The sequence below is a fragment of the Malonomonas rubra DSM 5091 genome, from assembly GCF_900142125.1.
Taxonomy (GTDB): domain Bacteria; phylum Desulfobacterota; class Desulfuromonadia; order Desulfuromonadales; family Geopsychrobacteraceae; genus Malonomonas; species Malonomonas rubra.
Window position 1 is genome coordinate 139,809 of the sequence record NZ_FQZT01000005.1, and the last position, 13,236, is coordinate 153,044.

At 54.2% G+C, this 13,236-nt stretch carries 15 protein-coding genes; 11 read left to right on the forward strand and 4 right to left on the reverse strand.

What is annotated here, in order from left to right; all coding sequences use genetic code 11:
- Positions 1-21 precede the first annotated feature (21 nt).
- Positions 22-1,137 (forward strand): molecular chaperone DnaJ, encoded by a 1,116-nt coding sequence (dnaJ, locus tag BUB13_RS08725; RefSeq protein ID WP_072907963.1) that lies wholly within the window; start codon positions 22-24, stop codon positions 1,135-1,137.
- 35 nt (positions 1,138-1,172) lie between these two features.
- On the forward strand, positions 1,173-3,095 hold the full coding sequence (locus BUB13_RS08730) for a penicillin-binding protein activator (protein ID WP_072907965.1): 1,923 nt from the start codon (positions 1,173-1,175) through the stop codon (positions 3,093-3,095).
- A 28-nt stretch (positions 3,096-3,123) separates the two neighbouring features.
- Here the strand turns inward: BUB13_RS08730 and BUB13_RS08735 are convergent, their stop codons facing one another.
- Positions 3,124-4,182, reverse strand: a complete 1,059-nt coding sequence (locus tag BUB13_RS08735; protein ID WP_072907967.1) for a hypothetical protein — start codon at positions 4,180-4,182, stop codon at positions 3,124-3,126.
- A gap of 49 nt (positions 4,183-4,231) precedes the next feature.
- The gene (locus tag BUB13_RS08740; protein WP_072907969.1) at positions 4,232-4,909 is read right to left on the reverse strand and encodes a carbonic anhydrase; all 678 of its coding nucleotides are present in this window, start codon (positions 4,907-4,909) and stop codon (positions 4,232-4,234) included.
- Between the two features lie 435 nt (positions 4,910-5,344).
- Between BUB13_RS08740 and aroC the strand changes: the two genes are divergently transcribed.
- The 6 genes from aroC to BUB13_RS08770 all read left to right on the forward strand — a co-directional run bounded on the left by aroC (position 5,345) and on the right by BUB13_RS08770 (position 9,906).
- Positions 5,345-6,424 (forward strand): chorismate synthase, encoded by a 1,080-nt coding sequence (gene aroC / locus BUB13_RS08745; RefSeq protein WP_072907971.1) that lies wholly within the window; start codon positions 5,345-5,347, stop codon positions 6,422-6,424.
- A 66-nt stretch (positions 6,425-6,490) separates the two neighbouring features.
- The gene (locus BUB13_RS08750; RefSeq protein WP_072907985.1) at positions 6,491-7,339 is read left to right on the forward strand and encodes a DsbA family protein; all 849 of its coding nucleotides are present in this window, start codon (positions 6,491-6,493) and stop codon (positions 7,337-7,339) included.
- Positions 7,336-8,079, forward strand: a complete 744-nt coding sequence (locus BUB13_RS08755) for an MBL fold metallo-hydrolase (protein ID WP_072907987.1) — start codon at positions 7,336-7,338, stop codon at positions 8,077-8,079. The genes BUB13_RS08750 and BUB13_RS08755 overlap by 4 nt, the downstream gene beginning before the upstream one ends.
- Positions 8,080-8,149: 70 nt before the next feature.
- Positions 8,150-8,329 carry a hypothetical protein gene (locus tag BUB13_RS08760; RefSeq protein WP_072907989.1) on the forward strand — a complete coding sequence of 60 codons (180 nt, stop codon included), beginning with the start codon at positions 8,150-8,152 and terminating at the stop codon, positions 8,327-8,329.
- A 183-nt stretch (positions 8,330-8,512) separates the two neighbouring features.
- Positions 8,513-9,679 carry a YbfB/YjiJ family MFS transporter gene (locus BUB13_RS08765; RefSeq protein ID WP_072907991.1) on the forward strand — a complete coding sequence of 389 codons (1,167 nt, stop codon included), beginning with the start codon at positions 8,513-8,515 and terminating at the stop codon, positions 9,677-9,679.
- Between the two features lie 23 nt (positions 9,680-9,702).
- The gene (locus BUB13_RS08770) at positions 9,703-9,906 is read left to right on the forward strand and encodes a 2-hydroxymuconate tautomerase family protein (protein ID WP_072907993.1); all 204 of its coding nucleotides are present in this window, start codon (positions 9,703-9,705) and stop codon (positions 9,904-9,906) included.
- Positions 9,907-10,012: 106 nt separating this feature from the next.
- On the opposite strand, the gene BUB13_RS18940 is transcribed toward BUB13_RS08770, so the two are convergent.
- Entirely contained in the window at positions 10,013-10,174 is a 162-nt protein-coding gene (locus BUB13_RS18940; RefSeq protein ID WP_153305038.1) for a hypothetical protein, read from the reverse strand.
- A 107-nt stretch (positions 10,175-10,281) separates the two neighbouring features.
- Here BUB13_RS18940 and BUB13_RS08775 point away from each other — a divergent pair, with 107 nt between their 5' ends.
- Together BUB13_RS08775 and BUB13_RS08780 are read left to right on the forward strand one after the other, a co-directional pair.
- On the forward strand, positions 10,282-11,238 hold the full coding sequence (locus tag BUB13_RS08775) for a LysR family transcriptional regulator (RefSeq protein WP_072907995.1): 957 nt from the start codon (positions 10,282-10,284) through the stop codon (positions 11,236-11,238).
- 76 nt (positions 11,239-11,314) lie between these two features.
- Positions 11,315-11,503, forward strand: coding sequence for a hypothetical protein (locus BUB13_RS08780; RefSeq protein ID WP_072907997.1), 189 nt, complete (start codon positions 11,315-11,317; stop codon positions 11,501-11,503).
- A gap of 13 nt (positions 11,504-11,516) precedes the next feature.
- Here BUB13_RS08780 and BUB13_RS08785 read toward each other — a convergent pair whose 3' ends face one another.
- Positions 11,517-12,110 carry a nicotinamide mononucleotide transporter gene (locus BUB13_RS08785; RefSeq protein ID WP_072907999.1) on the reverse strand — a complete coding sequence of 198 codons (594 nt, stop codon included), beginning with the start codon at positions 12,108-12,110 and terminating at the stop codon, positions 11,517-11,519.
- 181 nt (positions 12,111-12,291) lie between these two features.
- Between BUB13_RS08785 and BUB13_RS08790 the strand changes: the two genes are divergently transcribed.
- Entirely contained in the window at positions 12,292-13,236 is a 945-nt protein-coding gene (locus BUB13_RS08790) for an AEC family transporter (RefSeq protein ID WP_072908001.1), read from the forward strand.

Sequence of the window (13,236 nt, forward strand, 5' to 3'; positions counted from 1 at the left end):
TTTTTGCGCAGGATAAAGATTTTGTCAAAACGCGACTACTACGAGGTTCTCGGGGTCAACAAGAACGCCAGCGAAGCCGAGATGAAAAAAGCCTATCGGAAGATGGCGATCAAGTATCATCCTGACAAGAACCCGGGCGATAAAGAAGCAGAAGCCAAGTTCAAGGAACTCTCTGAGGCGTACGCAGTTCTTTCCGATCCACAGAAGCGGGCGACCTATGATCAGTTCGGCCATGCCGGAATGAATGGTGGTGGCGGCTTCTCCGGCGGCGGGTTCGACTTCGGCGGCACGCCTTTCGAGGATATCTTCGGTGACATTTTCGGTGATATCTTCGGTGGTGGTTCGCGTCGTGGCGGCCGCGGGCAGCGTGGTGACGACCTGCGTTATAATCTGACCATCGATTTCGAGGAAGCAGCCTTCGGGGCGGAGAAGAAACTGCAGTTGCCGCGCAAACAGCGCTGTGAAACCTGCGGTGGTTCCGGTGCCCGGCCCGGTACCGAAGCTCAGACTTGCTCCACCTGCCGTGGTGCCGGACAGGTGCGCTACCAGCAGGGCTTCTTCACCATGACCCGCCCCTGCCCCGATTGTCGTGGCGAGGGTAAAATTATCACCGATCCCTGCCCCGATTGTCGCGGAACCGGGCTGGTGAAGCAGAAGCGTACTGTTTCTCTCAAGGTTCCGGCCGGGGTTGAAACCGGTACCCGCTTGAAGATGACCGGCGAAGGTGAGATGGGCGCCAACGGCGGTTCGCCCGGCGACCTTTACGTTGTTATCAGCGTAGAAGAACACCCGATCTTCAAGCGCGAAGGTCAGGATGTCATTTGTGAGGTACCGATCTCCTTTGTCCAGGCAGCGCTCGGTTGCGACCTGGAAGTGCCGACCCTGGAAGGCAAAGTCACCCTCAAGGTGCCAGCCGGAACCCAGACCGGGAAAGTGTTCAAACTCTCCGGCAAAGGGATTGTCTCTCTGCAGGGATATGGACGTGGAGACCAGCTGGTGGTGCTGCGGGTCGAGGTGCCGACCAAGCTGAACGCGCGGCAGAAAGAACTGCTGGAAGAGTTCGCTGCCGAGAGCGGTGAAGATATTCATCCCCAAGGGCGGGGATTCTTTGATAAGATGAAGGAATTGTTCGACTAGCCCTTTATCTCTCTAGAGAAACGAATGGATTGCGAATGAAGCGGATCGTCTGCCTGCTGCTTTTCTGTGCCCTGTCATCGGCTCTGCCGGTTTACTCCCTTACTTTCGCGCCAGCTGAAGAGACAGCTGCTGCCGTCGCTGACTTCGAGCGTGGACAGCAGCTTTTTCATTCCGGCAGCAAGGAGCGTGCGCTGGCGACCTTGCGCACCTCGGTTCAACGCGATCCTGGACATCCCAAAGCAAATCAAGCCTACACCCTGATCGGGCGAATTTTCATCGAACAGAAACGGTATCCCGACGCTCTGCTCTATCTGGAGCGGATTCCCGCTGTTATGCGCAGCCCGGAAGCAGATCTCCTGCGTGGCTACTGCCTGGTGCAGACAGGTGATTTCGCCGGCGGACAAGCCCAGCTGCTCCCGCTGTTGGGGCAGTCTTTCTCAGTTCAGGATACCGAGTTGCTGCTGCTGGCACTAACGGATGCTGCTGTCAATCTGCAACAGCCGCTGAATGCCCTGTTCTTTATACAGAAAGCTCTGCCTCTGGCAGAAAACCAGGCCAGCCTGCTGGAGCGTGCCCATCGTTTGCTGCAAGGGCATTTGAGTGATATCGAGCTGGAAGAGGCGGCCTTTATGTGGCAAGGAACCGCCATCGGTCAGGATGCTCGCTTGCAGTTGGCTCGGCGTGCGCTTGGGCAGCAACAGCAGCAAAAGGCGACGCATCTTCTGCAGATGGTCCTCGCTTCTGATGTGACCTTCCCTTATTGGCAGGAAGCAGAAATGCTCCTGCAGCGAAGCAGCATGGATAGCTGGTTCAACCGTGACAGTATCGGTGTGTTGCTGCCACTCAGCGGGCGTTACGCTTCCTACGGTGAGTTGGTGAAACGGGGCCTGGAACTGGCGGTCCGGGAGCATAATCGTACCCGCTTGCCGGTGCGGCTGGTTTACCGCGACACGGCGGTCGAAGGCGTCAGCACCAGTCAGCTGGTCAGCAGCCTGACCGATGATGCCAAGGTGATGGCGATCGTCGGCCCTTTGTTGGGGGCCGGAGCCGAAGAGGCTGCAACGCGGGCTCAACTGGAGATGGTTCCGCTGATCAGCCTGTCGCAGCGGGCGGGGTTGCCGCAACGGGGTGATTTTGTTTTCCGCGATTCGCTTACTGCCGAACAGCAGATACAGAGTCTGGTCCGTTATGCTATCGATACCCAGCATATTTCTTTTTCCGTGCTGCGCCCGGAAAACCGCCTCGGGGAAGAAATGACCCGCCTGTTTGTCGATGAGGTGCGCCGTTTTGGTGGCGAGATTGTCGATATCGTCAGCTACCCTGAAGAGGGCACCGATTTCCGCAAACAGATTCAGTCGCTGCTGTGGGAAGATTACGTGGTCGATATTCCGCCGAAGCCAGAGCTGCCAGAGTTCGATGAGTTTGGTTTGCCAATTGAGAAAAAAGAGGAAGATAAAAAAGAGCCCGAAGAGCTTGAGTACCCGCTGGCTCCTTTTCATGCCCTCTTTATGCCGGATTACGCCGAGCGGATCAGCGTGATTGCTCCGCAACTGAAATTCTACGGTATCAAGGATGTCACCCTGCTCGGTATCAACGGCTGGAACGCGCCCGAGCTGGTCGAGCGCGCCGGTCGCTTCCTCGATCAGGCGGTCTTTGTCGATGGCTTTTTCAGCGCCAGCAGCCAGCCGGAGGTCCAGCGATTTGTCGAGCTTTATCGGCAGGCGTACGAGGAAGAGCCGACCATCCTCAGTGCGCAGGCTTTTGATGCCGCCAACATGCTGCTGCTGGGGATGGATGATGCCACGGTGCGCAACCGGGATGATCTGCGTCAGCGCCTTGCGGCTCTGCGTGGCTTTCGTGGTGTTTCCGGAACGGTCGGTTTTGACGCCATGGGCGAAGCGATCAAGCAACCTTACCTGCTCGGTGTCAAGCGACGGCGGATCGTTGAGATCAACTGATCGTCTCCCTCAATTTTGCTGCTGAAAACTAGAGCCCGGCATATTCGAGAAAAGTGACCGGGGGTTTATAAACCGGCTGTTCGCTGAGCAGCCGGTTTATTTCATCCGGTCCGTAATATTTTGCTTCCAGCGCATTGCCGTTTTCCATCCAGAATCCAAATTGTGGAATAAATGTGTTGTGGCGGATCGATTGGTCAACCGTAAGCCCGGCCAGCACAAAAATATTCCTGCCCTGCCCTTCAAATTCGTCGGTTATAAAAGAAGCAAGCTGATGAAACTGTCTCCATGTATTGATGTTGCAAAGTCGGCGGTGGGGTAGCTGTGAGGTAACAATATCGGGCATAAAATCGTAAATGGATGCTTCGATCATGCTCTGCGGCTCATGGCTGTCATGATCCAGCCGTTTTCGGAAGCTGAAACATGTTGAACTCAGCATGTTGCCAATCGGCTCTGGTGTCTCTGTCAGGTTTTGCATCGCCCTCTGGTTGGCCGCAATAATGGCAGGGTGTAATCGGTAGATCTTTCCCAGGGTGCCCTCTCCCAGCGCGTCCCCTTCCGTCAACGAGCCGAGGTCGAGCTGAATGCGGACCTGTTCACTGATCGGTTTCTTGAACAAGTACTTGTAGGGAATTTCAATGCGCTTCTGCTGGTTGAGAGAAGAGATTTTTATCAGTTGAGTCGCCCGCCGGTAGACGGAGAGATAATCTCTCAAGATGCGAGCCAGCATTCCGCAACAGGGGGCTTGTTCGTCATCTGCTCTTTTGATGTAACCGTATCCGGAGGCTACGTCTGCGCCGATATGGCTGCCACCAAAAATGACCAGATCCCTGCCATGATGTGCCGCTGTCGCCAGCCGGGCGGGATCGAGCAGGGCACCGACCCGGCCCAGGTTGAATGAAGGGTAATTGTAAACATAGCCGAACAGGGCTTTTTTGATCGACTGGCTTTCATCGGAACACTGCCAGATAGCCGGCAGTGTTCCAGAGAATTTCGCCCGATCCGTCAGGCTGCGCATGCGGCCATAGGTTTCCATCAGGTTCTGAGGTGTTAGCTCGAGCAACTCTTCAGCAGGAGGGGCTAGCGGCATATATCACTCCCTGGAAACCGATAAAAAGCTAGATTGCTGGGTTAAGTCATTATTTTTGTTTTGCTGCTTGTGCCGTTTTTTCTGCCTCGTAAGGTTTGACTAAAATTTCAAATTCGCCGGTCAGCTGATTGTAGTAGCGCAACTGGCCTGTGCTCAGGTTGTAATACCAGCCGTGCAGGCTGAGTCTTCCCGTGGCGACCCGTTCATTTATCCAGGGGTAGGATGTAAGGTTTTTCAATGAAACCAGAATCGCCTCCTTTTCACAGGCGCGCGCCTGCTTTTCGGGAGGGAGATCGGACATCTCTTCGATGACCTTGTCGCGGGCTGAATCGGCGATACTGATCCATTTACTGATGAATTCTCCCGCATTCTTGCCTTTCGCAGAGTCAAGCAGGGCACCTATCCCGCCGCAATGAGAATGGCCAAGGACGATGATGTCGGAAACTTCTAGGTGGCGGACTGCATATTCGATCGCCGAGGAAACACCGTGGAAATCATCGCTTTTCGAATAGGGTGGCACCAGGTTGGCGATGTTGCGCTGGATGAACAGGTCTCCCTGAGAAGAGCCTGTCAGCAGGGCGGGATCAACGCGCGAATCGCAGCAGCCAATCAGCAACGCCTGAGGCTTCTGGCCGATAATCAGGTCGCTGGCGAGCTTGGGGTTCTCGCCAAAATGTTGCTGCTGAAAGTTGATGACACCTGAAATGAATTTTGACACGTCAGCCATAAAAACTCCTTTATGTGGGCGATCATACTAGCATAAGTCTGCTCGTCTGCAAGAAATGAAATTGTCCTCTTTGAGCGATCGTTCTGGGTTTTTCAAACGGGAGTATAAAAGTGTCGGGTAAAAAAATGGCGCCCCGTCGGGCAACAGGGCGCAAATTGGAGAGACATAAAGCGGAGCTGCAAGAAGCATTTTTTGTTTGTTTTCCGAGCATCTCCGAAGGGATATATACCGTTTCTGGCTCTGTTTGGTCAAGCTAAAATTTATTTGCAATAAAGTTTTTTACTTCTGGTAAAAATTACTTCAGAGTTTATCGGAAACGATGTTCTTCTGTCTTGATACTTATCTTCATAGCAGTGAAGCCCTCTTTCTGTTAAGATTCGGAGTTTCAAACTCAACTTTTATTTCAAACATTTTGCAGCGATAAGAGGCGATTCGATGTCGAGCAGTTTTGGTCGTTTTTTCAAGATTTCAACCTTTGGTGAGTCCCATTGCGCCGGTGTTGGTGTCGTGGTTGATGGCGTGCCACCGCGCATGCAGTTGAGCGAAGCCGATATCCAGGTTCAGCTCGACAGGCGCCGGCCGGGCGGTAACAAATTGGGTACCGAGCGTAACGAGGCTGATCAGGTGCAGATCCTCTCCGGTGTCGAGAACGGGCTGACACTTGGCAGCCCGATCGGTATGCTGGTGAAAAACAAGGACCAGCGTCCCGGTGATTACGGCTCGATGAGCCAGATACCACGCCCGTCTCACGCTGACTACACCTACCGCGCCAAATACGGTATTCACGCGTCGAGCGGCGGGGGGCGTTCCAGTGCACGGGAAACGATCGGCCGGGTTGCCGCCGGGGCGATTGCCGAGAAGTTCCTGTTAGAGCAGTACGGCATTGAAATTGTTGCCTGGGTCAGCGGGGTCGGCCTGCAGCAGACGGACGAGATCGATATGGCAACCGTGACCCGCGAGCAGGTCGATGCCAGTGATGTCCGCTGCCCCGATGCAGTCGCAGCAGAAAAAATGACCGAAGAGATCGTTGCCGCTCGTGCCGATAAAGATTCGATCGGCGGAGTTGTCACCTGCGTTTGCCGCAACCTGCCCGCCGGCCTTGGCGAACCGGCTTTCGACCGCCTGGAAGCCAAACTGGCTCACGCCATGCTTTCGCTTCCGGCGACCAAAGGTTTCGAGATCGGCTCCGGTTTTGCCGGCACTTGCCAGCGCGGTTCTGTGCATAACGACCCTTACGTGATGAAGGGCGAGCGACTGGGAACTCTCAGCAACCGCAGCGGCGGCGTGCAAGGGGGTATCTCCAACGGCGAAGACGCCTATTTCCGCGTCGCTTTCAAGCCGCCTGCGACCATCGGCCAGGAGCAGAAGACCGTCGATTACGAGGGGAATGAAACCATCCTCGCTGCGAAAGGCCGCCATGATCCCTGCGTGGTGCCGCGTGCGGTACCGATCGTCGAAAGCATGGCAGCTTTGGTCCTGGCTGATCTGGCTTTGATCCAGAAAATGCGTTCCTAACAAAAAGAGCCGCTCCGAACAGGAGCGGTTTTTTGTTTTCGCCACAGGCAAAAGGAGTAGATTTCAATGCACAAAGCGATCTTGCTGTTTCTCTTCATTCTTTTTATCGCCTCACCACTATTGGCCGCAAACGAGGTCGAGGTTCGTATGCTGCGGACTGTGAGTCTGGCTGAAACTCCGAAACAAGTGGTCTCGACTGCTGATGGCCAACGGATTTATGTCCTGAATGAAAAGGGCGAGGTCGCGCTGTATTCAAGCAATGGTGACCTGATGGGAACCTTCGATGCCGGCCCGGACGTCACAGGGATCGCCCCGCAGGGGAGCAATCGGCTGGTTCTTGAAATGGCTGATCAGAAACAGTTGATACTGGCTGCACTGGAGCCGGTTGTGCATATTTCTACTAAAGATGCGCCGGTCCTCGGGCCGGAAAATGCGCCTGTCACCATAGCCGTGTTCGACGATTTCGAGTGCCCTTACTGCGCCAAGGCGGTCCCCCTGATCAAGCAGGTGGTGAACGCCTACAAAGACAAGGTGAAGCTGGTTTACAAGCACTTCCCTCTCGGCATGCATAAAAACGCCAGGGCAGCGGCCATCGCTTCCATGGCAGCGCAGGAGCAAGGCAAGTTCTGGCCCTATCATGACCTGTTATTTGCCAACTACAATAAGCTGAACAGCAAGAAATTCACCGAACTGGCAAAAGACGCCGGGCTTGACTTGGTCAAGTTTGCTGCCGATCGCAAGGACCCGCGTTTACAGCAGCGGCTGCAACTCGACCAGGAAGAAGGCCGCAGGATAGGGGTGCGTGGCACACCGACCATTTTTGTTAACGGACGACGTTTGCCGCAGCGCAGTCGCCAAGCGTTCGATCAGATGATTCAGGAAGAACTGGCAAAGGCGCAACCGGGTCGGTCATGAAAACTGCCGAGCTTCGCTGTGTCGGTACCGGCGATGCCTTTGGCAGCGGCGGCCGTCTTAATAGCTGCTACCATTTGCATTACGGTCAGGAGCAGCTATTGCTTGACTGCGGTTGCTCCAGCCTGATCGGCCTGCAACGTTGCGGTCTTGATCCGGCCGGGATCGATGCCATTGTCATCAGCCATCTTCATGGTGACCATTTCGGAGGTATTCCCTTTCTTCTGCTCGAAGCCAAGTTCGTCAGCCAGCGTCAGCGGCCTTTGACCCTGATCGGCCCACCGAAGCTGGAATCGCAAGTCAGGGCAGCTGTTGATGCTCTCTATCCCGGAACTGTCGATGATGGTTTTGCGTTTCCGCTGGTCTACAAAACATTGCAGCCGGGCGAGATTCTGACTCAAGGCTGTTTTGAGATTGGCAGCTATGCGGTCAAGCATGGCAGCAGCGCTGATGTTTTCGCACTACAGGTGGCTGTCGGCGGAAAAAAAATCGCTTATACCGGAGACAGCGAGTGGGTGGACAGCCTGATCGACCTGGCTGCAGGCAGTGAGATTATGCTGACCGAGTGCTTCGCTTATGCGCACCCGGTGCCTTCGCACCTCGATTATCAAACGTTGCTGCAGAAGCGGGATTCGCTGTGCAGCAAACGCCTGCTACTGACCCACATGGGGCCAGAAATGCTGGCTAAAATTGATGAGCTGGAATTCGAAACGGTTTCTGACGGAGACCTGATTCAGCTTTGACTCTTGACATTGACGCTTGAATCGATAATATGTAACTATATTGGTAAGCTAATCCCTTAAGGAGGAACTTATGAGCGATAACAATTGCGTCGATCCTGATCAGCATCATCTCCATGTTTGTGAGTTGAAGGCGAAAGAAATGAACGAAGAAGTCCGCAAACTGTTTGAAGCACCACCTCATGTTGCTTGCACCAATTGCGGAGTCAAGGTGGCCAAGCCGGAGAATGTTTGCTCACCTAAGGATTTGTAGACGGATTTATAAAAATAGCTGATGAAGAAACGGAGCTGCGCTTGTAGCTCCGTTTTTTTTGTTTTTCAAGCGTGGAATCAAAGCCAGAGCATCGACTTTCACGCTTTTGCTGATGATAAATCATGCCAGACAATCTTTTCCCCGAATCTTGCGAATTTTTCAGGAATAGAGGAGCATGTCTTTATGTCAGTAAATGATACACAGAGAAATTATGCCGCGCTGAAGGTGCTGATCGGTGGCATGCTCGGGATGGTGGTGGCGATGGGAATCGGCCGCTTCGTCTACACACCGATCTTGCCCTTGATGCAGCGCGATCTTGGCATCAGCAATAGCTTGGCGGGCGGGCTGGCGACCCTCAACTATCTTGGCTACCTGCTCGGAGCGTTGCTCTGCTCATTTTCGCCGCAACTTCTGCGCAACAAAATCATCACTGCAGGGGCTCTTTTTACCAGTATTGCCACGACATTCTGCATGGGCTTGACCCTGTCGGTTTTCTGGTGGTCGACGATGCGACTTGCGGGTGGCGTCGCCAGTGCCATCCTTTTCATTGTTATTTCCGCGGAAGTTGCCGAAGCCTTGTCCCGTCGCGGTTTCGGCCACTGGCTGGGTGCGCTCTATGGTGGCATCGGGGCTGGCATCGCCATCAGTGGGCTGATCGTTCCTCAGTTGGACCGCCTCGGGGGCTGGAGTATCTCCTGGCTTGGTTCGGGAGCATTAGCAGTAGTTTTGGCCGTGCTCGGCATCAGCATTGGCAGACGGCAGCACTATACAACTCCGCTGGCAGGTTCACCGCCACAAACGAGCGGTTTGCTGAAAAGCCTCTGGTTGCTGGCAAGTGCCTACTTTTTTCAGGGCCTCGGATACATCACAACGGCCACCTTTATTGTTGCGATTATTGCCACCACCCCCGGTCTGGAAAGCTTTGCTGCCTATAGCTGGGTTGCTGTCGGTGTTGCCGCACTGCCTTCGACCATCGTCTGGCCGCTGCTGGCGAAACGGTTTGGCTACAAGTCCGCCTTGCTGGCGGCATATGGTCTACAGATGACCGGTATTCTGGTCAGTATAAAAGCAGCCTCAATCCCGACCGTCTTGTTCGCTGCCGTCAGTTTCGGCGGCACTTTTCTCGGTGTTGTCGCCATGACCCTGGCAGAAGGGAACCGGCGGCTTCCTGCTGATAGCCGCAGGGCTGCTGCCGTTCTCACCACCTGTTTCAGTCTTGGGCAGATGCTCGGGCCACTGTTTTCCGGAGTGCTGGCCGACATTCAGCAGGGCTTCGAACTGCCGCTGCTGTTAGCCGCAGGATTTGTCGCAGTCGGCGGGGCGTTGATTGCCTTCGACCGACGTTTTTAATCCCATCTTAAGAGGAGAGCACCATGCCGTATGTTAATTTCCGTATTACCAAAGAAGGCGCAACGAAAGAGCAGAAAGCAGCTTTGATCAAAGGAGCAACGCAACTTCTGGTTGATGTTCTGGGCAAGAATCCGGCAACGACTGTCGTGACTATTGATGAGCTGGATACTGATAACTGGGGGATTGGCGGTGAAACCGTCACCGTGATCCGGCAGGCAAAATCATGAATCACCGGGGTGACTGGAATCAGTCGCCCCGATTTTTTCTGCTATGGTGGCTAAAGGGTGAGCGAAGGGAGTTCCTTTGGTCTGGCAGAACCGACGCTTCAGACATCTACCACTTCACGCCCCAGCGGGAGATCAGCTTGAACTTCTCTTCCTGCTCCAGCCAGTCAGCGTTGATCATGCGCATGCTGCTGTTTCTGCTGTTGCTCCGAAGGCAGCCGATCAGGAAAAAAGCAACAGCACAAAAAATGAAAAAACTCAAAGTTAACATTATAGCCTCCCCGAAAAATCGAGTTTAAGTGTCAATTTTGCTCAGGATAAGCTATAAAAAAGGATAGATAAAATTAATCCTTTTAGGCTATAGGCAAAGTTTAAATTATGCTTCCTGATTTTAATCGACTCAAAGTTTTCTATTATATCTACACCGAGAACAGTATCGTTGCGGCGAGCAGGCTCCTGCACCTGACGCAACCAGCGGTCAGCCAGCAGCTGCAGAAACTGGAGAGTGAACTGCAGACGCGGCTTTTCATCCGCCTGCACAAAAAGCTGGTGCCGACGGAAGCAGCGCAGCGTCTGTTTGCCCTGGTTCAACCCTTCGTCGATAGCCTGCAGGATGGGCTTGAGGATATCGCCCAGCCGCTCGATCGCCCGGCCGGCCTGTTGCGGATCGGTGCTCCGCGCGAATTCGGCAAAGAGTACCTGCCCTTTTTGGGGCACTCGTTCCGACAGAGCTATCCCGAAGTGCGGTTTCGTTTCAGTTTCGATGAAAACGTGCCATTGCTGGAGATGCTGAAGAACGGAGATCTCGACTTTGTTCTGGTCGATGTTTTCATGTCGAAAGGGCAGTTTGTCGAAACCCCGCACCTGTTCAACATTGATCCGCTGGTGGATGAAGAGCTGATACTGGCTTGTTCGAAAGATTATTATCAGCGGGAAATCCAGCGCGACCATTCCTTCGCCAACCTAGTTGCCAAAGATTATATCAGCGACGAAGATGAGCTGATGTTCCTTAACCACTGGTTCCGCCATCATTTCAAAAAGGTGCCTGCCAAGCTGAACCTGGTGATGACCACGGACAGCCACGAGGCGCTGATTTCCGGTATTCGACTCGGCATGGGGTTGGGCCAGACCTCGACCCACCTGGTTTACGAAGAGCTCACCTGCGGCGAGATTGTTCCGATCACGACCAGCAAGAAAAATGCGCTCAGCTGGACGTCTCTGGTCCAGCTGCAGGATAAAGTGCCTAGCCTGACGGAGAAAACCTTTATTACCCATTTGAAGCAGGGCATCCGCCAGGAGGAGGTGATGAAGCGATTCGTGAAGAGTTCTCCCTGACTTGATTTCGATGATTTTGTGCTGCTAGTATCGCTGCTCGATGTTTCTGGTTGTTTCGATGAGCGAGGTGTTTCCCATGATGGCAATCTTGACCGGCCCCTTGGCATTACTCTGTTTCTACCTGGCCGTTATCTGTTTTCGCAGAAACTTTAAAAAGCAGGCTTATGTGATTGGCGGATTTGCCGTTTTCTTTTTTGCCCTCACACTGATTATGGTCGGGGCAGGATATTACACCTGGGCATCGCTGGATGCAGGGGCAATTTGAGTCGGTACTATTTTCAGTTTTTTGACGAATCGGCGCGTCGCGATCGCAGTACCACGGAAAAGCCGTACATCACGAAACAGAGCGAAACCAGCTGCTGCCCGGCTAACAGATACTTATCCTGCAGCAGCATCAACGATCCGGTGCTGATATTCATCAGCATGAAAAACAGCCAGCCTTTCGAATTCTTTTTTGCCAGCAGGTAGCTGCCAACGAGAAAGCCGATCACCACGCCGATCTCCAGCAGCTGCGAAAGTGAGGTCAGGCCGCCGTAATCGTACAGGCTGTAGCTGATCCCCAAGGCCAGAAAGCTGTAGGTAAAAAAGGAGATGATGCGGTCGAAGCGGCGACTCGGTGCAAGCTCTCCCCGGTAGGCGTTGATCAGGCCGAACAGCATCGCCGGAGCCCCTCCCGCCTCGATCGCTGCCGCCATCCAGTCATGTTTGCCGATCAGAATGATCACCCAGGCTGGCAGACCGAGCAGGTAAACCGCCCAGCCTGCAATACGCAGTTTGCGCTTGTTCTGTTCGTTGCTCCCTTCGGCAAAAGCGAAAAAAATTTTATTCAGCAGGTAAAACCCGCCGCCCCAGGCTTGTAAAATCAGATCCATGACCGTTAACTTTGAATTGGTTGATGTCGGCAGCAATATAGCGAATTGTTTCTGCTTGCAACAGGCTCATTTTGCCCATCTTCGCCTGGGTACACTTTTTCGCCAGGGTATTTCTTGGACAGTCGTACAATCAGCTGCTACTCTTCCTGCCGATTCATTTCTAAAGCAACAGGACCAATAGATGCTCGACGCCTTTTATTTCGCCATTAAAACGACTGCCCCGATCTTCTGTATCATCGCCCTTGGCATTTTGTTCAAGCGGATTGGCTGGGTCACCGACGAGTTCGCCCGCATCGGCTCTGACTTGGTGTTCAAAGTCACCCTGCCCTGTCTGCTGTTCGTCAAAATTGTGCAGACCGATTTTGCCCAGGGTCTGCCGACCGGTTTGGTGCTCTATGCGCTCTGCGCCACGATCGCCGTGTTTTTGCTGCTTGACCGCCTGATCGCGCCACGGTTGCAGGAGGTGTTTGATCGCGGGGTTTTTGTTCAGGGGGCCTTTCGCGGCAACATGGGGATTATCGGCTTGGCTTACTGCCTGAGCGCCTTCGGCGAGGCGGTCGTCGCCAAGGCATCGATTTACCTGGCAATCATGACGATTCTTTTCAACGTCCTTGCGGTGATTACCCTGACCCGGCATCAGGGCGCCAGCGAACAGCGCGATTTCAGCCGCATTTTTTTGAATATCGCGAAAAACCCGCTGATCCTTTCGATCTGCGCGGCGATGATTCTCTCCCTCGGCAAAGTGCCGGTCTCGGAAATCCTGCTCGAGACCGGTGGCTACTTTGGTCGCATGACCCTGCCTCTGGCGTTGCTCTGCGCCGGGGCTTCGATCCGGCTGCATGAGTTTCAAAGCTCCAGGCCGCTCTATTGGGCGACCTCCGGCAAGCTGTTTTTTGTGCCGTTGCTGATTACTCTCGGCGGTATCCTCGTTGGCCTGCGCGGCGACAGCCTCGGTGTGCTGTTCCTGATGAGCGCCTCCCCTGCCGCCGCCGCCAGCTACCCGATGGCTCAGGCGATGGGGACCAACCACCATCTGGCCGCTGCCATCATTGCCGCCACATCTCTCGGTTCGGTCGTCTCGACCACGCTGGGGATTTTCCTGCTGCGCAGCTTCGGGTTGATTTAA

Bases quoted from the DNA above. Each gene is read 5' to 3' on its own strand.
- BUB13_RS08730 (WP_072907965.1), top strand. From the start codon at position 1,173: ATGAAGCGGATCGTCTGCCTGCTGCTTTTCTGTGCCCTGTCATCGGCT.
- BUB13_RS08735 (WP_072907967.1), bottom strand. From the start codon at position 4,182: ATGCCGCTAGCCCCTCCTGCTGAAGAGTTGCTCGAGCTAACACCTCAG.
- BUB13_RS08740 (WP_072907969.1), bottom strand. From the start codon at position 4,909: ATGGCTGACGTGTCAAAATTCATTTCAGGTGTCATCAACTTTCAGCAG.
- aroC (WP_072907971.1), top strand. From the start codon at position 5,345: ATGTCGAGCAGTTTTGGTCGTTTTTTCAAGATTTCAACCTTTGGTGAG.
- BUB13_RS08750 (WP_072907985.1), top strand. From the start codon at position 6,491: ATGCACAAAGCGATCTTGCTGTTTCTCTTCATTCTTTTTATCGCCTCA.
- BUB13_RS08755 (WP_072907987.1), top strand. From the start codon at position 7,336: ATGAAAACTGCCGAGCTTCGCTGTGTCGGTACCGGCGATGCCTTTGGC.
- BUB13_RS08760 (WP_072907989.1), top strand. From the start codon at position 8,150: ATGAGCGATAACAATTGCGTCGATCCTGATCAGCATCATCTCCATGTT.
- BUB13_RS08765 (WP_072907991.1), top strand. From the start codon at position 8,513: ATGTCAGTAAATGATACACAGAGAAATTATGCCGCGCTGAAGGTGCTG.
- BUB13_RS08770 (WP_072907993.1), top strand. From the start codon at position 9,703: ATGCCGTATGTTAATTTCCGTATTACCAAAGAAGGCGCAACGAAAGAG.
- BUB13_RS18940 (WP_153305038.1), bottom strand. From the start codon at position 10,174: ATGTTAACTTTGAGTTTTTTCATTTTTTGTGCTGTTGCTTTTTTCCTG.
- BUB13_RS08775 (WP_072907995.1), top strand. From the start codon at position 10,282: ATGCTTCCTGATTTTAATCGACTCAAAGTTTTCTATTATATCTACACC.
- BUB13_RS08780 (WP_072907997.1), top strand. From the start codon at position 11,315: ATGATGGCAATCTTGACCGGCCCCTTGGCATTACTCTGTTTCTACCTG.
- BUB13_RS08785 (WP_072907999.1), bottom strand. From the start codon at position 12,110: ATGGATCTGATTTTACAAGCCTGGGGCGGCGGGTTTTACCTGCTGAAT.
- BUB13_RS08790 (WP_072908001.1), top strand. From the start codon at position 12,292: ATGCTCGACGCCTTTTATTTCGCCATTAAAACGACTGCCCCGATCTTC.